The sequence below is a fragment of the Vibrio sp. JZG120 genome (assembly GCF_053890955.1).
This window is the reverse complement of the sequence record NZ_JBSRRK010000008.1, coordinates 183,963-206,436: the sequence shown is the minus strand read 5'-3', so window position 1 is coordinate 206,436 and position 22,474 is coordinate 183,963. Positions and strand designations below refer to the sequence as shown.

Below are 22,474 nucleotides of genomic sequence, written 5' to 3'. Positions count from 1 at the left end.
CTTTTATGGCACTAGAAGAAAGCTTGATTGATTTAGAGCGTTTTTGCGCCAAAGCTTGGCGTGTTTATGCCAAAGAAGATCCGTTATCACATCTAAGCTTTAATGAGTTCGATTATTTACGTGTGATTCAGGTTTACCCTGAGGGTGTACGAATAACCGATCTTGCAGAAGAGTTGCAAGTGACTAAGCCTTCCGCATCGACAATGGTTGTTCGTTTGGAAAAAAAGGGTTTGGTGAAACGCATCGCATGTAATGAGGATGCCCGTGCTAAGCGTGTATTGCTGACAGAAGAAGTCGCAGAAAAAATGTCTTTGGAGCAGGTGGTTTACAAAGATATCTCTGAACAAATGATGCAACAATTAAATCAGCAAGAAGCTGAGCAGTTACAAGCTTTACTGAATAAAGCATTGAGCAATAAGTCATTTTAAATTAAACCAAAGGCCTCCGCTGTACGCATTAGCCTTTGGTGTTTCATTTTTCTTTTATTTAATTCAACCATTTAGTTAGTCTTGCTAATTAAATGGTTAGCTTTGCTAACTACTGGTGGCAGTCATGCAAAACTCAATTTATAGACAGTTTTGGAAATATACGATTCCAACCGTCGCAGCAATGCTCGTGAACGGTTTATATCAAATAGTTGATGGCATTTTTATTGGCCGTTATGTTGGTGCTGACGGATTAGCAGGGATCAATGTTGCGTGGCCGATCATCGGTTCTATCCTCGGTATAGGGATGATGATTGGGGTGGGGACTGGTGCGCTAACGTCGATTAAGCAAGGAGAAAACGATCATGAGGGCGCGAAGCGTATTTTAACGACCGGATTGGGGTTGTTAGCGATATTGATGCCGGTCGTTGCTACCATATTGTTCTATTTTTCCGATGAATTTATTCGTTGGCAGGGGGCGGAAGGGCGAGTGTTTGAACTCGCGCTACAATATCTGCATATTCTGATTGTCGCGTGCGTATTTACGCTAGGCTCTATCGCGGTTCCATTTCTTTTACGCAATGACGACAGCCCGAACTTAGCAACGATGCTGATGGTCATCGGTGCCGTCATTAATATTGTATTAGACTACGTATTTATTGCTTGGTTGGGGTGGGAGTTAACCGGAGCGGCCATTGCTACAGCGCTGGCACAATTGGTGGTAACCGTGCTTGGTATTGGTTACTTCTTTACTTCAAAAGCGACCTTACGCCTTCGAATCAGTGACTTTAAGGTTCAAGTTGATGTTGCACCAAAGATTATAATGATCGGTACATCTAGCTTCTTTATGTACGCGTACGGCTCTGTGATGGTGGCAATGCACAACGCATTATTTGCTCAGTACGGAAGTGCAATGTTGATCGGAGCGTACGCCATTTTGGGGTACATCGTGACGGTTTACTATCTAATTGCAGAGGGAATCGCGAACGGTATGCAACCTCTAGTGAGTTTCAATCACGGGGCGCGCAACCAGGCGAACGTCAGAAAATTACTGCAAGTCGCAATGGGGACATCTGTGCTTGGTGGTGTAGCGTTTGTTGGTTTGATGAACCTTTTCCCGTACGAGTTGGTCTCGGTGTTTAACAATGCTGATCAACAGTTGATTGATAGCACGGTGATCGGGATTCGTTTACACATGTTTGCGTTGTTCCTAGATGGCTTTTTAGTCGTGGCGGCTGCGTACTACCAATCGGTAAACAAAGGCAGCAAAGCCATGTTTGTGACATTAGGCAACATGTTGGTTCAACTGCCGTTTTTATTCGTTATGCCGAAACTGTTTGGCGTGACAGGTATTTGGCTGGCTTTCCCATTGTCCAATATTGCGCTGAGTTTAGTCGTGGTCAGTATGTTGTGGCGGGACGTGAAAAAGCTGCTAAACGAAACTTCGGCTGAGCCAACAGTGCAAGCCTGTTAACAATGGCTGATAGAGAAAAGCGAGGTTGGGCCTCGCTTTTCTTTTTTGGAGAGCTAAATGTTTTTTACTTCTAAGCCAGCTAGCTGATGCCAATAGCCATTGCATTGGCGGCTTTCGAGTTTTTCAGGGTTGTCGCCATGCTCGTTTGAGCGAAAATGCTCTAACTCAGAAAGTGTACTCACACCGAGAGGGCTTAAGCGGACCACATCAACTAGCCCTTGCATGCTTGGTAAGTCATTGATCAGGTTATAACAATACCCTGATTGTGTTTGAATACCGTTAAGGTTAAAGACTTCTTGCCCTTCTTGGCTACTGACCTGGATTCCTGTTGGGTATTTGATACAGCAGGTTTCGCAATCGTCTTTCGCTCGGTTTTCAGCTCGGGCTGTGAAACAGCGAGCGGAATACGCTAAAGGTAAATAACCGTGGCTAAATACCTCAACTTCAAACTTGTTACGAATACCAAGCTCGTCACACTGAACTAAAGTATCGTTTAACCATTCGCGAGAGAGCTCGACAGGCATACACCAGCGAACCATACCTTGCTTCAAAAATAAGTTGAGCGTGTGTGCGTTATAAGTATTGATTGCAGGACCAACGACGAAAGGCACTTTATGCTCTGATGCTAATTGAACCGCCGATACGTCATTAGCCTCAATGGCGAAGTCACCGTTATTGATGTACTTCTTCATGATGTTTACTTCACTCGGTGCTTCCAGTAGCGCCATCGTAGAGATAACGACTTGCTTGCCAGAGGCAGATAAGTCTTTAGCGATTTCCAACCAGTGGGCTGATTTCATTTCTCTGCGTTTAGAGCAAACCGATTCACCCAGGTAAATAATGTCTGCAGAGCTTTGTTTTGCTTGTTGGTAGAAGGCTTCTACATCTTGTTTTGGCCAAAAATAGAGTAGTGGGCCAAGTGCGTATTTCATTGAGTTATCCATCTTAACCTCTACTGCCATTTACGGTGGTAAGCACCTAAGGTGGTTTGCGTTCCTTCCGACACATTTGCGAGCGTCGCATCCCATGCGGCTTCAACTTGGTAAGCTTCTGGGGTGGCTTGGTAGCGATCGATCGCGGCTCGCCATGTTCGAGTGACTTGCTCTACGTAAGCTGGGCTGCGTTGGCGCCCTTCAATTTTTACAGATGCGACATTAGCGGCAAACAGTTCTGGCAGCATCGAAAGGGTGTTCAAACTGGTTGGTTCTTCCAGAGCATGATAGCGTTTTTTCTCACCATCAATTTCTGTTTCAAAACGACCTTTACAGAGCGTAGGGTAGCCTGCGTTTTCTCCTGCGCAGTAGCGGTCAATTAGGATATTATTTAGACGAGACTCAAGGCCTTGATCAGTTTCTTGCCAACGAACGTATTTGGCAGGAGAACAGGCACCCACAGTGTTTGGGGACTCACCCGTCATGTATGATGACAAATAACAACGGCCTTCGGACATAATACAAAGGCTACCAAAAGCAAAGACTTCTAGCTCGACATCGCTAGTGATGTTGCGCGAAAGCTGCTTCACCTGATGAATCGATAAGACGCGAGGCAGCACCACACGTTTTACGTTGAAGTTCTGTTTATAAAAATCAATGGCTGCGATGTTGGTCGCTGATGCTTGCACTGAAAGATGTAGTTCCAGATCGGGATATTTGCGAGCTGCATACTCCAGAACTGCAATGTCTGCAACAATCAGCGCGTCCACACCCAATGCCGCTGCATTGTCTACCGCGTTCGTCCAGCGCTCAAAGCCATTGGGATGAGCGAAGGTATTCAACGCGACATGAATTTTTTTGTCGCGGTCGTGAACGTATTGCACCGCTTTTTCTAACTTTTTGCCGTTAAAGTTGAGGCCAGCAAAGTGACGGGCGTTGGTATCATCTTTGAAGCCAATGTAGACGGCATCGGCACCGCAATCAATCGCAGTTTTTAACGCAGGCAGGTTACCCGCGGGACACAAGAGTTCCATATGCTCACAATCATTGAGAATAAAAAGGTGTCCGCATTTTATGAAGAATTATGAATAGCGAAATTGACCTAAGTTAGGTTTAGCTCAATAAAGTCGATATTTACCCCTTGAGAGTAAGGGTATCGAGTCGGGGTTAGTTCTTGTGACGACGATTCTGTACAAACAGCTCTTCAATTTCATGTTTTGGCTGTGGGCGATAAAAATGGAATCCTTGAATCGCATTACATTGAAGGTTAGAGAGCAAAGTAGCTTGCTGGTGGGTTTCCACCCCCTCGGCAACGACCGTCAAGTCGAGTGACTTACCCAGATTAATGATGTTTTCAATCACAGTGACCTGTTTGGGTAGCGTGTCGATATCGTTAATAAACGCGCGGTCGATTTTCAGCTCGTCGATAGGGAAGCGCGCTAAGTAGGAAAGGGAAGAGTAACCAGTACCAAAGTCATCGATAGAGAGGGCGAAGCCCAGCTTCTTAATCGCATTCAGCATTTGCAGTGTATGTTCGCTATCACTCATCACGGCACTTTCGGTTAGCTCGAAGGTAATGCAGCTTGGGTCAAGCTCGGTAGTGCGAAGTAACTTTTCCATAAAGTCGATCAGCTGTGGATTACCAAATTGCTCGGGAGAGAGGTTGATAGCGACACGACCTGGCAGTATGCCTTGTTGTTTCCAACGTTTTACCGTATTGAAAACATCACGCATCACGACGCGTCCAAGGTGTTCGATTAACCCTGCACGCTCGGCGACAGGAATGAATGAACCTGGGCTAATGTAACCTTCGACAGGGTGTTTCCAACGAACGAGCGCTTCGGCACCGTTAATGCTGAAGTCACGCGCGTTAACCTTTGGTTGATACCACACCTCCAAACCGTTCTGCTGCAATGCTTTTTGCAGTTCGATTTCAAGCCACAAACGCATGCGCGCTTCTTTGTTCATCTGGTCGTTAAATTTGATCAGGCGATTTCGGCCACGATCTTTGGCTTCATACATCGCAGTATCGGCATTTTGTAGCAGGATTCGCGCATCTTGCCCGTCTTCAGGGTAACGAACGCTACCAATTGAGCACGCAAGGCGTTTGCTGAAGTGGTGTAAATCGAAAGGCTGGTTGATCAACGAGATAATGCGATCTGACAAAATTTCAGCCATGCGGGTATTTTCTGGTTCTGGCAGAATGACGCCAAACTCATCGCCACCCAAATGACCAATAATCGCTTGATTTGGCAGTAATCGTTTAAGACGGGCCGATACCTCTTGAATCACTTTATCGCCAATGTGGTGACCAAGTGAGTCATTAATATTTTTGAAGTTATCGATATCCAAATAGAACACCAGAAGCGGTGTTTGCTTTTTGATCAGCTGTTCCAAACGTTTGGTGAAGCCAAAGCGGTTGTAGAGTTTGGTGAGCGAATCAATGTGTATGTCTTCATTCGATGCAGAAGACAAATTCTTGGGTGTATCGTCAGCGTCTTGGATCAAGATGATTTGAGACTCGCTACCTAATATCGCCGTAGAATCTGCGTGTAACTGAACTTTTCGTTCAAAGCCACATCTCGCGCTGGTTAAGCAAACAAACGGCTTGTCAGAAATTAATGCACTCAAACGATGACTAAACACTTTCTTGCTGTTTTCATCGATGAATAGACGGCTGAGCTCCTCGCCTAGCAACTCATGGGGAGAGTTCAGTCCCAGAAGGCGTGCTGATGCAGGGTTGGCAGAGATGATAATGTCATCTTCGATAAGCAGCAGACCGTCAGGCAGTAGTTGTGTCAATTTCGCAAATTTACTTTCGGACTCCTCTAAGGAGCGTACGAGGATCTGCTTTTCTGAAGTATCCACAGCGTGAAAAACGACAAAGCGAATTTCGTTACCTTCAAAAACCGGTGACAGACTAAAGTGCAGGCTGGTTTCAAGGTCGGTTTCATCGAGGGTGATTTCGGCTTCGACATGCGTTCCTTTGAATGCACGCTGATAGTAGGGCGCCAGCTTTTTATAAAACTGCTCGCCCAGTACCTGGCAATCGTTTAAGCCGATGATTTCCTCATGACTTAAACCTGCGATATCGCAGTAACGGTCACTTACCATTCGATAATTGTGTTTTTTATCAAGAATGGCAAAGAAGAAAGGGCTATTTGAGGTTAGCGTGGCAAACCAATGTTTTAATTGCTGGGAAGGCATTAGGGTATTACCGATCTCCAATGAGCCAGATTATTCGTCCGTGTATAAAAAGCGACACCCTGATAAGCCTGCGGCGGTCTACTATCAAGTCACAGTATCGCTTGCCATTAAAGGGCTCGCGGTTTTAACTTTACAGTCGACAATCACATGGATACGCTCAGATAACTATAACTTTGAAAATACGGTTGTAAAAGTGTTTATCCACCTGTTCGCATCAATAATACACGTAACTTCAAAAAAAGAAGCGTTAGTGAACAATAATCCACCAATCTAAAATAAGCACTTTATTGATACATAACAGTAATCTCATTGCCACGATTGCTTAATATAGGCAACCTAATGACAAAGTAACGGATAATGAACGTGTTAAACAAGATTCGCAGTCAACTAGTAAAGAACGCAGCCAACATTTTGCGTTCTCCAGTCCAGTTATTACCACAGCCAATTCAGCAAAAAGCATTGCTGGAAGGGCTAAAAATGGTGTTTAAAGAAGCCTTGGAAGATGGTGACTTTGAGTTCCTTGAAGACAAGTGGTTAAAAGTTGCGATTAAAGACTTGAACTTAGCATGGTACATCAGCTATCAAGAGGAAAAATTAGTGGTAGCTGAAAAACCAGTTCAGGAAGATGTGAGTTTTAGTGGTAATCTAAACGACCTAGTACTGATTGCTGGTCGTAAAGAAGACCCTGACACACTGTTCTTCCAACGTCGCCTTTCAATTGAAGGTGATACTGAGCTTGGCTTAGAAGTGAAAAACTTAATGGACAGTGTCGACTTAGAGCAGTTACCGAAAGCAATGCAAGTCGCTTTGAATCAATTGGCTGATTTTGTTCAGAAAGGGGTTCAAGCGCCAGCACAACCAACCGGAGTAGCGAATGCTTATTCGAACTGAAGCCCCTGCGGACATTCTTACCATTGACCGCTTATTGAAACACGCCTTCCCGACGGAAGCTGAAGCTAAGCTTGTGATGCGTTTGCGCGAAAACAGCAAATTCACACTTTCCTTAGTCGCGTGTACAGATGAGGGAGAGGTGATAGGCCATGCTTTATTTAGCCCAGTGACCTTAAATGGTGAAGATTTGTCGTGGCAAGGGCTGGCGCCATTGGCTGTTCATGAAGATTACCGTCGCCAAGGCATCGCTGCAGAGTTGATCAAAGAAGGTTTTGATTCACTGCGTGATTTTGGCTATCCAGTGTGTGTGGTGTTGGGCGATCCTGATTATTACGCGCGCCAGGGCTTTCAATCATGCGACGAGATGGGATTCGAATGCGCTTGGGATGTTCCTAAAGGTGCATTTCGTATCGCAGAGTTGGTCGAAGGTCAATGTGCCGGACGCTCCGGACGCATAGATTACGCGCCAGAGTTCTCTGAACTGTAAATGAAAGAAGCCCACTAACTCAGTGGGCTTCTTTCTTAGTTCATTGAAAACTGAGATAGGGAGATTAAGACGACTGGTCACTTTTCTTCTTACCCCAAACCTCTATTTTTGCTTTCTTACTTAGCCCTAAAACATTGAGTTTTCTGCTGCCCCAACTGCTGTAAGTCATTTTAATCTGTTTTAGCTTCGCTTCTTTTGAGCCAGGAAGGCTCCATGCACGAGTCGATAATCCACTTGTTAGCACACCCATAGAGGTTAGCTTTTTCTCACTACCGTCCGTCATCACGACTTTTAAGTCGTTAATGTCTACCGTGCCCTGCACACATTTCAGTTTAATTTTACTGAAGCTGCGATTTCGGAATAGGCTATTTGGTGTCACGGTATCCGTTTCTGTTTGGAATTTGACGGTTTTCGTTGCAATCAGCTCCCACTCATCGCTGCTATTAGCAAAAATACTCATGCTGGTGGTGGCTACCAGTGCGCAAAGCAGCAGTGTAGGTAAGAATTTCATAATGTACCTCATATGTTATACCTACGGTGTGGCCATTGTCATAGGCAGAACAGTTCAATCATTCCAATGTATTGAGGTGTTCCTTGAAGTCCTTTAGGTATAATCACGATTATTTGTTAGGATTGCCCTCGTTCAAATAGGTGACGGAAAATGTCAATTAACGAGAAACAGTATTTACACGAAATGGGCATCAGCACATGGGAGCTGGTACACCCAGATAGATTGGCAGGTTACCAATCGCCAAAAATCGATTTGCAAAGTTCTTGCAAACTCCTGTTGATCTCTCCGGTATGTCCAGAGAATGAGACGGCGGTTTTGTTTGAAAACATCCTAAAGAGTATGAAGTTAACGCTTGACCAAGCGTTACATATTGAGCCAGAGCGATTTCCATTACTTGGCCAGCACGAGCTTGAGTGGGTTTGGTTTGCAGGGTGTGAAGCCGAAGTATTGCCTGACACTAAACCGCTGACATCGCCATTGTTGCAAGATGTGGATGGGAATACCCAACAAAAACGTGCACTTTGGCAACAGATTTGTTCTTACAACAATTCGAGCAAATAAGCATTAATTCCCGTTTTACTGCAATTGGTATTGCACATGAACCCCTAGGTAAATAATGACAACTAAAATCTTACCAATGTGCGCTGAGCACTTAGATCAAGTTTGGCAAATTGAGCAGCAAGCACACTCGCATCCGTGGGCAGAGTCTTTGGTACGTGATTTATCCAGCCGTGGAGCATGTCATCATGTGATGCTCGATGGCGAGATGGTGATTGGCTACTTCTATGCGCAGAATATTGTCGGTGAAGTTACGTTGCTGAATATTGCTATCGCGCCGCATCTTCAGGGTAAAGGCTATGGTCAAAAACTGTTGGATGCGTTCTTAGAGCATTGTGAGCAATCAAAAGCGGAGAGTGCTTGGCTTGAGGTGCGAGAGAGTAATAAGCCTGCTATTTATATTTATGAACAAGCTGGATTCAATGAAGTTGATCGACGTCATAACTATTACCCTGCGAAAACTGGCACGGGAAAAGAAGATGCGATCATCATGAGTTATCTCTTCTTTCACTAACGTTAACGCACCCCATAAGGGAAGTCGCCCCTAAAGCGATCAGTTGCCCCTGAGGCAATAATAAGCGAGAATACCGCGCAATATTGAATCTAAAAAGCGTGTTTGCTTTTCGAGCAAGCATTCAGACATCAAAGAAGACCAGTTTCATGTCAAATACACCTTTTCTAAGCGAAGTGTCTAAACGTAGAACGTTCGCTATTATTTCTCACCCGGATGCGGGTAAAACCACCATTACTGAAAAAGTCCTTTTATTCGGAAACGCGATTCAAAAAGCAGGTACGGTTAAAGGTCGTGGTAATGCACAGCACGCAAAATCAGACTGGATGGAAATGGAAAAGGAACGTGGTATCTCGGTAACCACGTCTGTGATGCAGTTCCCTTACAATGATTGCCTGGTAAACCTACTTGATACTCCTGGACACGAAGACTTCTCGGAAGATACATATCGTACTCTAACGGCAGTCGACTCGTGTTTGATGGTTATCGATGCAGCGAAAGGTGTCGAGGATCGTACTCGTAAGCTGATGGAAGTAACCCGTCTACGCGATACGCCAATCGTGACCTTCATGAACAAACTTGACCGTGACGTTCGTGATCCAATGGAAGTATTGGACGAAGTAGAAAACGAATTGGGAATGATGTGTGCGCCTATCACGTGGCCAATCGGCTGTGGTAAAGAGTTTAAAGGTGTGTATCACATTCACCGTGATGAAACGATTTTATACGAATCTGGTCACGGTCATGAGATTCAAGAAGTTCGAATCATCAAAGGTCTAGATAACCCAGAGCTTGATGAAAAAGTCGGTGCAGGCCTTGCGGAAAGTGTTCGAGAAGAGCTTGAGCTTGTTATGGGTGCTTGCCCTGAGTTTGACTTGGAAATGTTCTTAACAGGTGACCTGACGCCAGTTTACTTCGGTACCGCATTAGGTAACTTCGGTGTAGACCACATGCTAGACGGTCTAACAGAGTGGGCACCAGCACCGAAAACGCGTCAAGCGGTTGAGCGTGAAGTTGAAGCGACAGAAGAGAAGTTCTCTGGTTTCGTATTCAAGATCCAAGCAAACATGGACCCGAAACACCGTGACCGTATCGCATTCATGCGTATTGTATCGGGTACTTACACGCAGGGTATGAAGATGAACCACGTTCGTCTTGGCAAGCAGGTGAGTATCTCTGATGCAGTAACCTTTATGGCTGGTGACCGTTCACGTGCAGAACACGCTTACGCGGGTGATATCATTGGTCTGCATAACCACGGTACTATCCAGATTGGTGATACCTTTACTCAAGGTGAGTCACTGAAATTCTCTGGTATTCCGAACTTCGCCCCGGAGCTGTTTCGTCGTATTCGCCTGAAAGATCCACTAAAACAGAAACAGCTACTAAAAGGCTTGGTGCAACTATCAGAAGAAGGTGCGGTACAGGTATTCCGTCCACTACAAAACAACGATCTGATCGTTGGTGCCGTTGGTGTACTTCAGTTCGATGTTGTTGTGGCTCGTTTGAAGTCTGAATATAACGTTGAAGCGATTTATGAAGGCATCAACGTTGCAACTGCGCGTTGGGTTGAGTGTGATGATGCGAAGAAACTGGATGAGTTCCAACGTAAGAACCAAGCAAACTTAGCATTGGATGGTGGTGATAACCTAACGTATATTGCACCAACAATGGTTAACTTAAACTTGGCGAAAGAGCGTTTCCCTGATATTGATTTCCGTGCGACGCGTGAGCACTAATCAAAAAGCGGTTTGGGTAAGCTTTAACGCAAACTAGATTTTAAAACGCCCTTGGCTATAAACTTAGCCAAGGGCGTTTTTATAAGGATGAGATATGAACTGGTTTAAACGAGGATTGAAGCATTACGACGACTGGTGCAAGGAGATGGGACTAACGCCCGATCAAAAACGCAGCTGCGTTCCGTATCGAAAAGATCCTGCCCATCAAAATGAAGAGAACAGTGAAGCTCTGTTATTTTCTGATTCTCAGTTTGTCGGTACAGATAAAAAGTCTCAAGATGAAGCTCTTTGATACCCATTGTCACTTTGACTTTGATGTATTCCAAGGTGACTTTGCACATCAACTTCAGCTAGCTCAAACGCAAGGCGTGACAAGAATTCTGATTCCTTCAGTGGGACCTCAAAACTGGGCTCGTATTCAAACCTTGGCAGATCAACATGCCAATTTGTATTACGCCCTTGGGTTTCATCCGTATTTTCTTGAAGATAACGTCGAGCAGCACTTTGCTGAATTGGAACATTATCTAAAACAAAATGCTCCCCAGTGCGTGGCAATAGGAGAGTGTGGGCTAGATTTTGCCATTGATGTTGACCCACAGTTGCAAGAAAAGACACTTGAAGTTCAATTTGAACTGGCTAGACGCTTCGAACTCCCAGTTATTTTACATAGCCGAAAAGCGCACAATCGCCTTATTCAAATGGTTAAAGCGGCGAAGCTCCCTCGGGGCGGTGTGCTACATGCTTTCTCTGGGAGTTATCAGCAAGCAATGGAGTGGGTCAAATTAGGTTTTTTTATCGGTGTAGGAGGAACCATCACCTACCCAAGAGCGAAGAAAACGCGCGACGCAATTCAAAAATTACCACTCAAACATCTCGTGATCGAAACAGATGCACCGGATATGCCTATACTTGGATATCAAGGGGAGTCGAATCACCCAGCCAAACTCATTCACGTCTTTAATGAGCTCGTAGAGTTGCATAACGGCTCAAAGCAATCGATTGCTTCTCAGTTATGGAAAAATAGCAATTTTGCTTTCTCGATATGTGAATAAAATCTAAAGATGTGGTTTGAAATAGAAAACGTTTTCCTGCTTATTGTGAATTAACTCACAAAGCTGGCTGAATCAATCATGAATCTTATAGGAAAGTGTGAGGCTGGCATTACTTTAATTGATTCTGCATGAGTATAATTGCTCCCGCTTTATAGCTCCATTTTGTAACACGCCAATAAATAACTTATAAGGAAGTCATAAACTATGAGCCTGTTTATGAGCCTAATCGGTATGGTAGTGCTTCTTGCGATTGCAGTGGCATTTTCTAATAACCGAAAAGCTATCAATCTAAGAACTGTGGGTGGCGCATTCGCTATCCAATTCGCATTAGGTGCATTTGTTCTGTATGTACCTTGGGGCCGTGATCTACTAAACGGTTTCTCTTCAGGTGTTTCTAACGTTATCAACTACGGTAACGATGGTTCATCATTCCTGTTCGGTGGTCTTGTTTCTGACAAGATGTTCGAAGTATTCGGCGGCGGCGGTTTCATCTTCGCATTCCGTGTTCTTCCTACACTGATCTTCTTCTCTGCACTGATTTCAGTTCTTTACTACATTGGCGTTATGCAATGGGTTATCAAGATTCTTGGTGGCGCACTACAAAAAGCGCTGGGCACTTCACGTGCGGAATCAATGTCAGCAGCAGCAAACATTTTCGTAGGTCAAACAGAAGCACCTCTAGTTGTTCGTCCATTCGTTCCAAAAATGACTCAATCAGAGCTATTCGCGGTAATGTGTGGTGGTCTAGCTTCTGTTGCTGGTGGTGTACTAGCGGGCTACGCTTCAATGGGGGTTCCACTAGAGTACCTAGTAGCAGCATCATTTATGGCGGCACCAGGTGGTCTACTATTCGCTAAAATCCTTCACCCAGAGACTGACCAGCCTCACGAAAGTATCGAAGAAGCGATGGACGGCGGCGACGACAAACCAGTAAACGTAATCGACGCAGCAGCGGGCGGTGCGGCTTCTGGTCTACAACTTGCGCTTAACGTAGGTGCAATGTTAATCGCATTCGTTGGTCTAATCGCGCTGATCAACGGTATGCTAGGTGGCATCGGTGGTTGGTTCGGCATGCCAGAACTAACGCTAGAGCTAATCCTAGGTTACGCATTCTCTCCACTAGCATTCCTAATCGGTGTTCCATGGGCTGAAGCAGTAACTGCTGGTTCATTCATCGGTCAGAAAATCGTAGTGAACGAATTCGTTGCTTACTTGAACTTCACACCATACCTAGGTGAAAACGCTCAAGTAATCGCGGCAACTGGTGAAGTAATGTCTGAGAAGACAACAGCTATCATCTCATTCGCACTATGTGGTTTCGCGAACCTTTCTTCTATCGCGATTCTACTTGGTGGTCTAGGTAGCCTTGCACCAAACCGTCGTAGTGACATCGCTCGCATGGGTGTTAAAGCTGTGCTTGCAGGTACGTTGTCTAACCTTATGGCAGCGACAATTGCAGGCTTCTGCTTAAGCCTTGCAGCACTATAATTAGAATCGGTTCTTAATATATAGACGCCGTTTTACATCATGCCCTGTAGCAAGAGATTGCTGCGGGGCATTTTTCGTTTTTCGGGCTCTAAAATCTCACCGGGTGTCGACCTCAGTCTAGGAGTTACGCAGCCGATGGAATAGGGGCTAGGAAATTTTGAGATACAAACCGTTTGCGCTCTATTTGGTGCTACAGTTTTGCGGTGAAACTCTATAATGTATTAATCACAGGATAGTGGTTAAGGTTGATACTTAATCACGTAATGAATATTACATAATCAATGGGCAAATGACTTGCCCAGCAATATCAGATCTAATAGGCGTTTTGCTGTGTGATGTGATATTAAAGACACCGCAATCATAGATTGTTGTGCCATAGGCCAAACTGGTACTGTGCGGTGACAAGGATAGCAATTGGCATATGAAATTTTCGCTGTATATGCCGAGTCTTCAGGGAACCAAGTCCGTTCATTAATAGACTGTTTAGCCATTTACTCACATTGTCTCGACTTGTTGATTATAGTTAGAGACGTGATGTAAGGCTGAGTAGTGAATTTTTTGAATATTGATCGGAGATAGAAATGAGCGATTTAAAAGCAGCAGCGCTACGTGCACTTAAACTTATGGACCTAACTACGTTGAATGACGATGACACTGATGCAAAAGTGATTTCATTATGTCATGACGCGAAAACAGCAGTAGGCAACACAGCTGCAATTTGTATTTACCCTCGCTTTATTCCTATTGCTAAGAAGACACTTCGTGAGCAAGGTACGCCAGAGGTTCGCATTGCAACAGTAACGAACTTCCCACACGGTAACGACGACATCGAAATCGCTGTTGCTGAAACAAAAGCGGCGGTTGCTTACGGTGCAGACGAAGTTGACGTTGTTTTCCCATACCGCGCGCTAATGGCGGGTGATGAGAAAGTAGGCTTCGAACTAGTTAAGCAATGTAAAGAGGCTTGTGGTGATATTCTTCTTAAAGTGATCATCGAAACGGGTGAACTAAAAGAAGAAGCACTAATCAAGAAAGCATCTCAAATCTGTATTGAAGCAGGTGCTGACTTCATTAAAACTTCAACTGGTAAAGTGCCAGTAAACGCAACACCAGAATACGCACGCATGATGCTTGAAGTTATTCGCGACATGGGTGTTGCAGAAACTGTTGGTTTCAAACCAGCAGGTGGTGTGCGCACTGCTGAAGACGCAGCTGCATACCTAGCAATGGCTGACGAAATCCTAGGTGACAACTGGGTTGATGCCCGTCACTACCGTTTCGGTGCGTCTAGCCTGCTAACTAACCTACTAAATACATTAGAAGTGACAGACGAAACTGCTGATCCAGCAGCGTACTAATCCCAATAATATGTCTGAACGGTAGCACCTAAACGGGTGCTACCAAACCTCTTCTATCCTACTTAACCATGGCTCACTGAGAGCATGGGAGGCACTAATGTATTTACCACAAGAAATCATTCGTAAAAAACGTGACGGTGAAGTACTTACCGCAGACGAAATCAACTTCTTTATTCAAGGCGTAGCAAATAACACCGTATCTGAAGGTCAGATCGCGGCGTTTGCTATGACGATTTTCTTCAATGAAATGACCATGGATGAGCGCATCGCCCTAACGTGTGCAATGCGTGATTCGGGCATGGTTATCGACTGGAGCCACATGAACTTTGGTGGCCCAATTGTCGACAAACACTCTACTGGCGGTGTGGGTGACGTAACGTCTTTGATGCTTGGCCCTATGGTGGCAGCATGTGGCGGTTTCGTACCAATGATCTCTGGCCGTGGTCTTGGCCACACAGGCGGTACGCTAGATAAGCTTGAGTCTATTCCAGGCTACAACATCACACCAAGCAACGATGTGTTTGGGCAAGTAACTAAAGACGCTGGTGTGGCGATCATCGGTCAAACAGGTGACCTTGCTCCAGCGGATAAGCGTGTTTACGCGACTCGTGATATTACCGCAACCGTAGACAACATTTCTCTGATCACGGCTTCCATTCTTTCTAAGAAATTGGCGGCGGGTCTGGAGTCGCTAGTGATGGACGTTAAAGTCGGCTCTGGTGCATTCATGCCAACTTACGAAGCGTCTGAAGAGCTAGCAAAATCAATCGTTGCAGTAGCAAACGGTGCGGGTACTAAGACCACTGCAATCCTGACAGACATGAACCAAGTATTGGCCTCTTCGGCAGGTAATGCGGTGGAAGTTCGTGAAGCGGTTCGCTTCCTAACGGGTGAATACCGTAACCCACGCCTACTTGAAGTCACCATGGCTTCTTGTGCAGAAATGCTGGTACTTGGCAAACTGGCTGAGAACACAGAAGACGCACGTGCGAAATTGATGGAAGCACTAGACAACGGCAAAGCAGCAGCATGCTTCGGCAAGATGGTTGCTGGTCTTGGCGGCCCAGCAGACTTCGTAGAAAACTACGATAACTACCTAGAAAAAGCGGAAATTATCAAGCCAGTTTACGCGACGGAAACGGGCATTGTTTCAGCGATGGACACGCGTGCTATTGGCATGGCTGTCGTTGCTATGGGTGGTGGTCGCCGTGTTGCTACTGATGAAATCGACTATGCCGTAGGTTTCGACGAGTTCATCCGCTTGGGTGAAGTTGCAGATAGCGATAAACCTCTTGCCGTTATCCACGCTCGCAGCGAAGAGCAGTGGGAAGAAGCGGCAAAAGCACTGCGCAGTGCAATCAAAGTAGGTGGTGAGTACACACCAACTCCAGAGGTTTACCGCCAAATTCGTGCAGAAGATATTTAATAGAACAAGTAATTACACAAGGCCTACTCAACCATAATAAAAAGCCGAGTGGGCCTAAGGAACGAGCAATGAAAAGAGCATTTATTTTAGTACTAGACTCATTCGGTATTGGTGCAACCGCTGACGCTGAGAAATTTGGTGATGTAGGTTCAGACACACTAGGCCACATCGCAGAACAATGTGAAAAAGGCTTAGCAGATAACGACCAACGTCAAGGCGCACTACGCCTTCCAAACCTATCTAAGTTAGGTTTGGCAATGGCACATAAAGAGTCAACAGGTCGCTTCGCACCTGGCCTAGACGCAGATGCAGAAATCATTGGTGCGTACGGTCACGCCGCAGAGCTTTCTTCTGGTAAAGATACGCCGTCTGGTCACTGGGAAATCGCAGGTGTTCCTGTTCTGTTTGACTGGGGTTACTTCACAGACAAATCAAACAGCTTCCCTAAAGAGCTGACGGATCGCATCCTTGAGCGCGCGGGTCTTGACGGTTTCCTAGGTAACTGCCACGCATCTGGTACTCAAGTTCTTGATGACTTGGGTGAAGAGCATATGAAGACTGGGCAGCCAATCTTCTACACCTCTGCGGACTCTGTATTCCAAATCGCCTGTCACGAAGAGACATTCGGTCTAGACCGTTTACTAGAGCTTTGCCAAATTGCGCGTGAAGAACTAGAAGATTACAACATCGGCCGTGTAATCGCGCGCCCATTCATTGGCCCGGGTAAAGGTCAATTTGAGCGTACGGGTAATCGTCGTGACCTATCTGTAGAGCCACCATCAGCGACTATCTTACAAAAGTTAGTTGATGAGAAGGGCGGTCAGGTTCATTCCATCGGTAAGATTTCAGATATTTATGCTGGTTGTGGGATCACTAAGAAAACCAAAGCAACAGGCATTCCAGCACTATTTGAAGCAACGAAAGAAGCGATCAAAGAAGCGGGTGATAACACCATCGTATTCACTAACTTCGTCGACTTCGATTCAGCTTACGGTCACCGTCGTGATGTGGCGGGTTACGCTGCAGCGCTTGAGTACTTTGATGGTCGCATCAATGAAGTGCTAGAACTGATGGGTGAAGATGACGTGCTTATCCTAACAGCAGACCACGGCTGTGATCCAACATGGCCAGGTACTGACCATACTCGTGAGCACATCCCAGTATTGGTTTACGGTCAAAAAGTGCCAGCAGGCTCTCTTGGCCGCCGCGAAACATTCGCAGACATCGGCCAAACATTGGCGAGCTACTTCGGTACTTCTCCAATGGATTACGGTAAGAATTTCCTATAATTAGGATATTGAAAACTAGGAGCTGAATGCTCCTAGTTTTATGTTTGCAGTATGCAAGTACTGCTTGTCGGAAATGAGAATACTCTGGCTTATATCGCCTTAAGCGCGGAGCGCTAGAGAAAGGTTAAGGAAAAGAAAATGGCAACTCCACATATCAATGCTGAAATGGGTGCATTCGCAGACGTCGTACTGATGCCGGGTGACCCGCTACGTGCAAAATACATCGCAGAAACCTTCCTTGAAGACGTTGTGCAAGTGTGTGATGTGCGTAATATGTTCGGTTACACAGGCACATACAAAGGCCGTAAGATCTCGGTAATGGGCCACGGTATGGGTATCCCATCATGCTCGATTTACGCAACGGAGCTAATTAAAGACTTCGGCGTGAAGAAAATTATCCGTGTTGGTAGCTGTGGCGCAGTAAACGAAGACATCAAAGTGCGTGATGTTGTGATCGGCATGGGCGCGTGTACGGATTCTAAAGTGAACCGTATCCGTTTTAAAGGTCATGACTTTGCAGCAATCGCAGACTACAAAATGGTTCGCGCGGCAGAAGACGCAGCAAAAGCACGTGGCATTGATGTGAAAGTCGGTAACCTATTTTCAGCGGAGCTTTTCTACACGCCAGATCCAGAAATGTTCGACGTAATGGACAAGTACGGCATTGTTGGTGTTGAAATGGAAGCGGCGGGTATTTACGGCGTAGCGGCAGAATACGGTGCAAAAGCTCTGACAATCTGTACGGTTTCAGATCACATCAAAACGGGTGAGCAAACAACTTCTGATGAGCGTCAAACAACATTCAACGACATGATGCTAATCGCACTAGATTCAGTATTGCTAGGCGATGAAGAATAAGCGACAAAGAGTCATCTTAGTTTCTTGACATTAAGAACTAAAAGAACAGCCCGCACAATGCGGGCTGTTTTTGTATTAGATGCGATTACCGACTGACTATTTGGTTAGCAGTAGGTTTTGCGTTTTTTTACGGCGGATAGGCTGTCTACGTAAAATCATAATGAATAACATGCCGCACACAAAACTCATTAGCACCATCATGTACATGTAGCGATCACTTTTACGATAGTGGTGGTCAGAAATCGCGGTTACACGACCTGTCTCAAAGGTAACGCGAACAAAACCGATGAGTGCTTCATCGGCAAATACTGGTTCAACCAACTGCTGGCGGCCAATGGAAGCTGTTGCCAAAGGCGTGTCTAAGCCTAAAACTTCGCGTACCGATAGCGCATCTTCACTAGACGCTAAACGTACGCCTTGTGCATCATATATTGTCGCATCAAACACCAAACGGTCTTGTGCTAGCTGGTTTGTCAGCTTAAGTAAGCGTTCTTGATCTTTGGTCAAAATCATTTCACTGGCAGAAAGAGACGCCTGTGAAATCAAAACTTTGGTGAGTGTCTCAAGCTGCTGTGCTTGAATTTTCTCGTTGCCCTTACTGATCACAACACTGTTTTTGATCGTGATAAACAACATCACACACAGTAGGATTAGTGCCAGAATTCTTAGGGCATTCCTTACTGAGAACAAGGATTCACTCATGCTCTTTACTCATCCATTTAAAATAAAACAAAGACTTGCCTTTTTAGTTTGTTGAGGTAACGTTTTAGCAAAGTCATAAGGGATTATATACATGGACGCGTCAAAAAGCTTGCCTATCAGAAAACATACGACACTTTTAAAACGATTACCCGAGACTCGATTTGCCTCCCAACTAGATAAAGCAAAAGCAAACTGGATAGTGTTTGCAGAATACCTTTCGCCACGTCATTTTGAAGACATTGATTTCTTCACAGGTGTCTACAACCCCGTGTTAGAAACGTGGAAAGTTGGCCAATATGAAGTCGCCTTGATGGCAGGAGAGTTGACCCCTCAACACGAAACGATCTTACAAAGCCTCAACTTGGATTACGCCTCGCTTAATGAAGTTCCAGATCTCTCAACCCAAGGGTTGATTGTATTTGACATGGACTCAACGGCAATCCAGATAGAGTGTATTGATGAAATCGCAAAATTGGCCGGAGTCGGGGATGAGGTGGCAGAAGTTACTGAACGTGCGATGCAAGGTGAACTGGATTTTGAGCAAAGCTTGCGTCAACGCGTAGGCAAGCTCAAAGGAGCTGATGAGTCAATTCTTGAACAAGTTCGTTCCCAATTGCCATTTATGCCGGACTTTGAAGCGTTAATCGCAACGTTAAAAGCACTAGGTTGGAAAACAGCGATTGCTTCCGGTGGTTTTACTTACTTCTCGGACTACATCAAAGATAAAGTCGATTTAGATTTTGCTCGCTCTAATCAGTTGGAAATCATTAATGGTAAGCTCACGGGGAACGTACTTGGCGATGTGGTTACCGCGCAGATGAAGTCAGATATCCTGGTGGAGTTGGCGGATGAATACGAAATTGAGCAGCACAACACGGTTGCTGTCGGTGATGGCGCTAACGATCTTGTGATGATGTCGGTGGCGGGCTTAGGTATCGCGTACCACGCAAAACCTAAAGTGGAAGCTCAAGCGCAATCTGCGATTCGATTTGCAGGCTTAGGCGGTGTGCTCTGTATTTTATCTGGTGCACTGGTGAAGCAGCAAAAGGTCAGCTGGAAAGCAAAACCTTAATTTATCCATTCAAAAACACCGCCTTTCTGGCGGTGTTTTTCGTTGACTTAGTATGGCTCTAAATTTACTCGGTTAACTCCAATCTAATTACAACCTCTTCCGTAATGTCTTCAAACTCACTGTAACCGACCAAAGCGGTCAGCTCCTTTTCTAATTTGCTCGCTTGATGTACACCAAATTGGGTTAAGTCACTTAAATCTTGTTGCAGCAACGATGTCATCGGATCGAAAATTGGGGCTGTAGATAAGCGAATCACGTAGAAGTCACCCATCATTCGCGCTTTCTTTATAAATTGAATCCGTTCTTTTACGCTGTTGAACTCTTGATGAAGCTTAGACTCAATGCCTGTAATTTTATTGCCGACTTTGGCTGCGCTAATGTAAATATCCTGATGCCTTGCTTTAGCTCCCTCTACACGCTTTATCGGCTCTGCGATTAATGTGCTTGTTCGACCTTTAAAGATAGGTTCAAGTGACAACAATTGATCGTGCCCAAGGCGTGCAAAAAGCTCAATGTGCTTAGGTAGCGGCAAATTCACCCCAATAATGGGGGTTTTGATTGAAGACGACGCTGTTTTACTGATAAAAATGGGTGTGCTCAGAGTTCGAGAGAGCAACATGCTGTGCAGTCTTTCAAGTAACGCATTACTCGGTAGCATCTCTTTTTGCGGGATCAACTTATCTTGATTGTGTTCGATAATGCTGTTGAAAAAGGCGATCACTTTAATGGTGTGGCTGCTTTCATCAATAACTAACTGTACGCTACAGCCATCTGGGCTAACACGAATTACCCGGTATGGCACCGACGTTAAAGGCAGCTTTTTGTCGTAGAGTTGTAACTCTCGAAAGTTGACCTGAACCTCTTGCCCAGAGCGCAACATGGTAGGTTCGTCCAGTTTAATGCCGAGCCCTCGCTTTGAAATATCGACGGTGCTGCCGATCGCTGTGACGGGCCCAGAACGCAGTTCTATTGGGGTCTTAAATCGGTAACGTGGCTCTTTACGACGAGACTTGGCATCAAAATAAATGCCTTTCGGGTTGCCTATAATTCTTCTCGGATGGCGAAATGCATTTAACGTATTTGCGGGTAAGCGCGGCTTTTCAGTGAGCAGATAATCCTGCCCTGATTTTTCGTCAGCAATTTCTTGCAAGATGCCAATGTGAGTCAATGATTGGGACGTTTCAGCTAACTCCGGAGAGAAAGCGGCTAAGTCTTCCTGTTCTTGCTCTGACAGTTCAAATATCGAAATTCTAAACGCGCGCCAACTTTCACGTTTAGCACCTAAATGCCAAAATAGCTGGCGTTGTTCACGAGTGGCCTCAGGACGAAGCATCGAATAGAAATAGGTTCGGTTTTCGTGCTCGTGAGTAAATGAATAAAGGACGTTTGTGGTGCCTTTAACGCCAGGTTTAATGAGTGACGCGACTCGCTTCTCATTAAATAAGGACCCAAACATTTGCTGGTTCCTTTCATCATGCCAGTACTGCCAAAGCTTTTGATTGTTTGGCGTCAACATAGCGAGTTTCAGCTCACTGCCATCAAAGAATAGGGGTAAGCTGCTGGTGTGCTTAAGCGCGATGTGCTCATAACCACGAGTTCGAGCTCGAATGATCTTATCTTGATTATCGTGACGAGCTCTTTTCGCTGCGCTGTTGAGCGCTTCATCGATCACTCGAGTAACGACATTGGTTTCAGTTAAACGTATGGTTCTGAGGTATCGAACTGAGTCATTCTCGTAACAGTCATCGACCGCAAGTATGCGGTACGCCAGCGGTTTCTCGATACCGGCAACCTGAGATTTGCTGGCAAACTCAGTAAACGTGACCTGAATAATCTCCCCAAGGTTATATTTAAACGCACTTGGGACTTTGAACTTTGCGCCAGAGCAGGATAAGTCAATGCTTAACCCATGCAGAAGTTGCCCTTTAGATCGGCAAATCTCGACTTGAGATTGGACTTTCAAGCGCTTTTCTTGGCGCTTTAAGTCATAGCCGAGGTGAACGGGCTCTGCTAAGAAAGGGCTTTTAGGATCCGTTAACGATTGCGTTTTTTGTTGAGTAAGACGTTTGCTCATTACGCGAAAGTTATTCCGTGTGTTGACCAAAGCTTCCCACATTCCCTCAGTGTAGCCGCCAAACTTTTTGATGTTTTTATGGTAAGCGTTGAAAGCAACGTCATCTAACCAATGTGGAATACCATCCAAAATATACTCGCGACATTCACCTTGGACGCGACCGCGCAGATCGATGCTTTTTTTGCACGGAGCCATCAAGCGGTTAAGTTCCATTTTCACTAAGATTTTGGCCGAAGGCGGCTCTTCCTCGGTCAATTGGCCAAGGACAAAGTCAAAGTCATCCGAACCGTAAACGGGAATGAGTCGTTCTGCGATCGAGAGAATTTCAGATTGCTGCATTATTTCTGTTAGAGTATGTCGTTACTTTAAATTGTATCGGCTAAGCGAAGTAAAACTTAAGTATATCAATAGTTCATTTCA

At 45.3% G+C, this 22,474-nt stretch carries 21 protein-coding genes; 15 read left to right on the top strand and 6 right to left on the bottom strand.

All coding sequences use genetic code 11. The features are described from left to right. Window positions 1-5 precede the first annotated feature (5 nt). Together ACWPOD_RS17150 and ACWPOD_RS17145 are read left to right on the top strand one after the other, a co-directional pair. Window positions 6-428: a MarR family winged helix-turn-helix transcriptional regulator gene (locus ACWPOD_RS17150; RefSeq protein ID WP_005394653.1), complete on the top strand. Its 423-nt coding sequence runs from the start codon at window positions 6-8 to the stop codon at window positions 426-428. 124 nt (window positions 429-552) lie between these two features. After that, window positions 553-1,899: an MATE family efflux transporter gene (locus ACWPOD_RS17145; protein ID WP_161443023.1), complete on the top strand. Its 1,347-nt coding sequence runs from the start codon at window positions 553-555 to the stop codon at window positions 1,897-1,899. Between the two features lie 53 nt (window positions 1,900-1,952). On the opposite strand, the gene ACWPOD_RS17140 is transcribed toward ACWPOD_RS17145, so the two are convergent. The 3 genes from ACWPOD_RS17140 to ACWPOD_RS17130 form a co-directional block, all read right to left on the bottom strand. Then, window positions 1,953-2,831, bottom strand: a complete 879-nt coding sequence (locus tag ACWPOD_RS17140) for a U32 family peptidase (RefSeq protein ID WP_041853020.1) — start codon at window positions 2,829-2,831, stop codon at window positions 1,953-1,955. A gap of 20 nt (window positions 2,832-2,851) precedes the next feature. Next, window positions 2,852-3,865, bottom strand: coding sequence for a ubiquinone anaerobic biosynthesis protein UbiU (ubiU, locus tag ACWPOD_RS17135; RefSeq protein WP_456232082.1), 1,014 nt, complete (start codon window positions 3,863-3,865; stop codon window positions 2,852-2,854). A gap of 133 nt (window positions 3,866-3,998) precedes the next feature. Next, entirely contained in the window at window positions 3,999-6,038 is a 2,040-nt protein-coding gene (locus ACWPOD_RS17130) for a sensor domain-containing protein (RefSeq protein WP_005394646.1), read from the bottom strand. Between the two features lie 363 nt (window positions 6,039-6,401). On the opposite strand from ACWPOD_RS17130, the gene ubiT reads away from it, so the two are divergent. Then, a complete protein-coding gene (ubiT, locus tag ACWPOD_RS17125; protein ID WP_456232099.1) occupies window positions 6,402-6,929 on the top strand; it encodes a ubiquinone anaerobic biosynthesis accessory factor UbiT in 528 nt (175 codons plus the stop codon). Beyond that, window positions 6,913-7,416, top strand: a complete 504-nt coding sequence (locus tag ACWPOD_RS17120; protein WP_012841450.1) for a GNAT family N-acetyltransferase — start codon at window positions 6,913-6,915, stop codon at window positions 7,414-7,416. Before ubiT ends, ACWPOD_RS17120 begins: the two co-directional genes overlap by 17 nt. A gap of 64 nt (window positions 7,417-7,480) precedes the next feature. Here ACWPOD_RS17120 and ACWPOD_RS17115 read toward each other — a convergent pair whose 3' ends face one another. Then, on the bottom strand, window positions 7,481-7,927 hold the full coding sequence (locus ACWPOD_RS17115; RefSeq protein ID WP_317419850.1) for a hypothetical protein: 447 nt from the start codon (window positions 7,925-7,927) through the stop codon (window positions 7,481-7,483). A gap of 150 nt (window positions 7,928-8,077) precedes the next feature. Here ACWPOD_RS17115 and ACWPOD_RS17110 point away from each other — a divergent pair, with 150 nt between their 5' ends. The 10 genes from ACWPOD_RS17110 to deoD all read left to right on the top strand — a co-directional run bounded on the left by ACWPOD_RS17110 (window position 8,078) and on the right by deoD (window position 18,206). Then, entirely contained in the window at window positions 8,078-8,488 is a 411-nt protein-coding gene (locus ACWPOD_RS17110) for a DNA polymerase III subunit psi (protein WP_005394642.1), read from the top strand. Window positions 8,489-8,543: 55 nt separating this feature from the next. Then, complete coding sequence (gene rimI / locus ACWPOD_RS17105) at window positions 8,544-8,999, top strand: ribosomal protein S18-alanine N-acetyltransferase (protein ID WP_005394641.1); 456 nt, start codon at window positions 8,544-8,546, stop codon at window positions 8,997-8,999. A 146-nt stretch (window positions 9,000-9,145) separates the two neighbouring features. After that, the gene (gene prfC / locus ACWPOD_RS17100) at window positions 9,146-10,735 is read left to right on the top strand and encodes a peptide chain release factor 3 (protein WP_012841453.1); all 1,590 of its coding nucleotides are present in this window, start codon (window positions 9,146-9,148) and stop codon (window positions 10,733-10,735) included. 94 nt (window positions 10,736-10,829) lie between these two features. Beyond that, on the top strand, window positions 10,830-11,027 hold the full coding sequence (locus tag ACWPOD_RS17095; RefSeq protein ID WP_104970908.1) for a DUF5363 family protein: 198 nt from the start codon (window positions 10,830-10,832) through the stop codon (window positions 11,025-11,027). After that, on the top strand, window positions 11,014-11,787 hold the full coding sequence (locus ACWPOD_RS17090; RefSeq protein ID WP_145532595.1) for a TatD family hydrolase: 774 nt from the start codon (window positions 11,014-11,016) through the stop codon (window positions 11,785-11,787). The genes ACWPOD_RS17095 and ACWPOD_RS17090 overlap by 14 nt, the downstream gene beginning before the upstream one ends. 204 nt (window positions 11,788-11,991) lie before the next feature. Continuing rightward, window positions 11,992-13,275, top strand: coding sequence for a NupC/NupG family nucleoside CNT transporter (locus ACWPOD_RS17085; RefSeq protein ID WP_006742377.1), 1,284 nt, complete (start codon window positions 11,992-11,994; stop codon window positions 13,273-13,275). 581 nt (window positions 13,276-13,856) lie between these two features. Beyond that, window positions 13,857-14,633, top strand: coding sequence for a deoxyribose-phosphate aldolase (gene deoC / locus ACWPOD_RS17080; protein ID WP_006742378.1), 777 nt, complete (start codon window positions 13,857-13,859; stop codon window positions 14,631-14,633). 97 nt (window positions 14,634-14,730) lie between these two features. After that, the gene (gene deoA, locus ACWPOD_RS17075; protein WP_048625940.1) at window positions 14,731-16,059 is read left to right on the top strand and encodes a thymidine phosphorylase; all 1,329 of its coding nucleotides are present in this window, start codon (window positions 14,731-14,733) and stop codon (window positions 16,057-16,059) included. Between the two features lie 68 nt (window positions 16,060-16,127). Beyond that, a complete protein-coding gene (locus ACWPOD_RS17070; protein WP_085342676.1) occupies window positions 16,128-17,348 on the top strand; it encodes a phosphopentomutase in 1,221 nt (406 codons plus the stop codon). Window positions 17,349-17,486: 138 nt separating this feature from the next. Then, window positions 17,487-18,206 (top strand): purine-nucleoside phosphorylase, encoded by a 720-nt coding sequence (gene deoD, locus ACWPOD_RS17065; protein ID WP_006742381.1) that lies wholly within the window; start codon window positions 17,487-17,489, stop codon window positions 18,204-18,206. Window positions 18,207-18,302: 96 nt separating this feature from the next. Here the strand turns inward: deoD and ACWPOD_RS17060 are convergent, their stop codons facing one another. Beyond that, window positions 18,303-18,908, bottom strand: a complete 606-nt coding sequence (locus tag ACWPOD_RS17060; protein WP_104969748.1) for a YtjB family periplasmic protein — start codon at window positions 18,906-18,908, stop codon at window positions 18,303-18,305. A gap of 91 nt (window positions 18,909-18,999) precedes the next feature. On the opposite strand from ACWPOD_RS17060, the gene serB reads away from it, so the two are divergent. Beyond that, window positions 19,000-19,980 (top strand): phosphoserine phosphatase, encoded by a 981-nt coding sequence (gene serB, locus ACWPOD_RS17055; protein ID WP_006742382.1) that lies wholly within the window; start codon window positions 19,000-19,002, stop codon window positions 19,978-19,980. A gap of 64 nt (window positions 19,981-20,044) precedes the next feature. On the opposite strand, the gene ACWPOD_RS17050 is transcribed toward serB, so the two are convergent. Beyond that, window positions 20,045-22,393, bottom strand: coding sequence for a PilZ domain-containing protein (locus ACWPOD_RS17050; RefSeq protein ID WP_456232081.1), 2,349 nt, complete (start codon window positions 22,391-22,393; stop codon window positions 20,045-20,047). Between the last annotated feature and the right edge of the window lie 81 nt (window positions 22,394-22,474).

Bases quoted from the DNA above. Each gene is read 5' to 3' on its own strand.
- ACWPOD_RS17115 (WP_317419850.1), bottom strand. From the start codon at position 7,927: ATGAAATTCTTACCTACACTGCTGCTTTGCGCACTGGTAGCCACCACC.
- deoA (WP_048625940.1), top strand. From the start codon at position 14,731: ATGTATTTACCACAAGAAATCATTCGTAAAAAACGTGACGGTGAAGTA.
- ACWPOD_RS17140 (WP_041853020.1), bottom strand. From the start codon at position 2,831: ATGAAATACGCACTTGGCCCACTACTCTATTTTTGGCCAAAACAAGAT.
- ACWPOD_RS17060 (WP_104969748.1), bottom strand. From the start codon at position 18,908: ATGAGTGAATCCTTGTTCTCAGTAAGGAATGCCCTAAGAATTCTGGCA.
- deoD (WP_006742381.1), top strand. From the start codon at position 17,487: ATGGCAACTCCACATATCAATGCTGAAATGGGTGCATTCGCAGACGTC.
- ACWPOD_RS17095 (WP_104970908.1), top strand. From the start codon at position 10,830: ATGAACTGGTTTAAACGAGGATTGAAGCATTACGACGACTGGTGCAAG.
- deoC (WP_006742378.1), top strand. From the start codon at position 13,857: ATGAGCGATTTAAAAGCAGCAGCGCTACGTGCACTTAAACTTATGGAC.
- ACWPOD_RS17130 (WP_005394646.1), bottom strand. From the start codon at position 6,038: ATGCCTTCCCAGCAATTAAAACATTGGTTTGCCACGCTAACCTCAAAT.
- ACWPOD_RS17150 (WP_005394653.1), top strand. From the start codon at position 6: ATGGCACTAGAAGAAAGCTTGATTGATTTAGAGCGTTTTTGCGCCAAA.
- serB (WP_006742382.1), top strand. From the start codon at position 19,000: ATGGACGCGTCAAAAAGCTTGCCTATCAGAAAACATACGACACTTTTA.
- ACWPOD_RS17085 (WP_006742377.1), top strand. From the start codon at position 11,992: ATGAGCCTGTTTATGAGCCTAATCGGTATGGTAGTGCTTCTTGCGATT.
- ACWPOD_RS17110 (WP_005394642.1), top strand. From the start codon at position 8,078: ATGTCAATTAACGAGAAACAGTATTTACACGAAATGGGCATCAGCACA.
- ACWPOD_RS17120 (WP_012841450.1), top strand. From the start codon at position 6,913: ATGCTTATTCGAACTGAAGCCCCTGCGGACATTCTTACCATTGACCGC.
- prfC (WP_012841453.1), top strand. From the start codon at position 9,146: ATGTCAAATACACCTTTTCTAAGCGAAGTGTCTAAACGTAGAACGTTC.
- ACWPOD_RS17070 (WP_085342676.1), top strand. From the start codon at position 16,128: ATGAAAAGAGCATTTATTTTAGTACTAGACTCATTCGGTATTGGTGCA.
- ubiU (WP_456232082.1), bottom strand. From the start codon at position 3,865: ATGGAACTCTTGTGTCCCGCGGGTAACCTGCCTGCGTTAAAAACTGCG.
- ACWPOD_RS17090 (WP_145532595.1), top strand. From the start codon at position 11,014: ATGAAGCTCTTTGATACCCATTGTCACTTTGACTTTGATGTATTCCAA.
- rimI (WP_005394641.1), top strand. From the start codon at position 8,544: ATGACAACTAAAATCTTACCAATGTGCGCTGAGCACTTAGATCAAGTT.
- ACWPOD_RS17050 (WP_456232081.1), bottom strand. From the start codon at position 22,393: ATGCAGCAATCTGAAATTCTCTCGATCGCAGAACGACTCATTCCCGTT.
- ACWPOD_RS17145 (WP_161443023.1), top strand. From the start codon at position 553: ATGCAAAACTCAATTTATAGACAGTTTTGGAAATATACGATTCCAACC.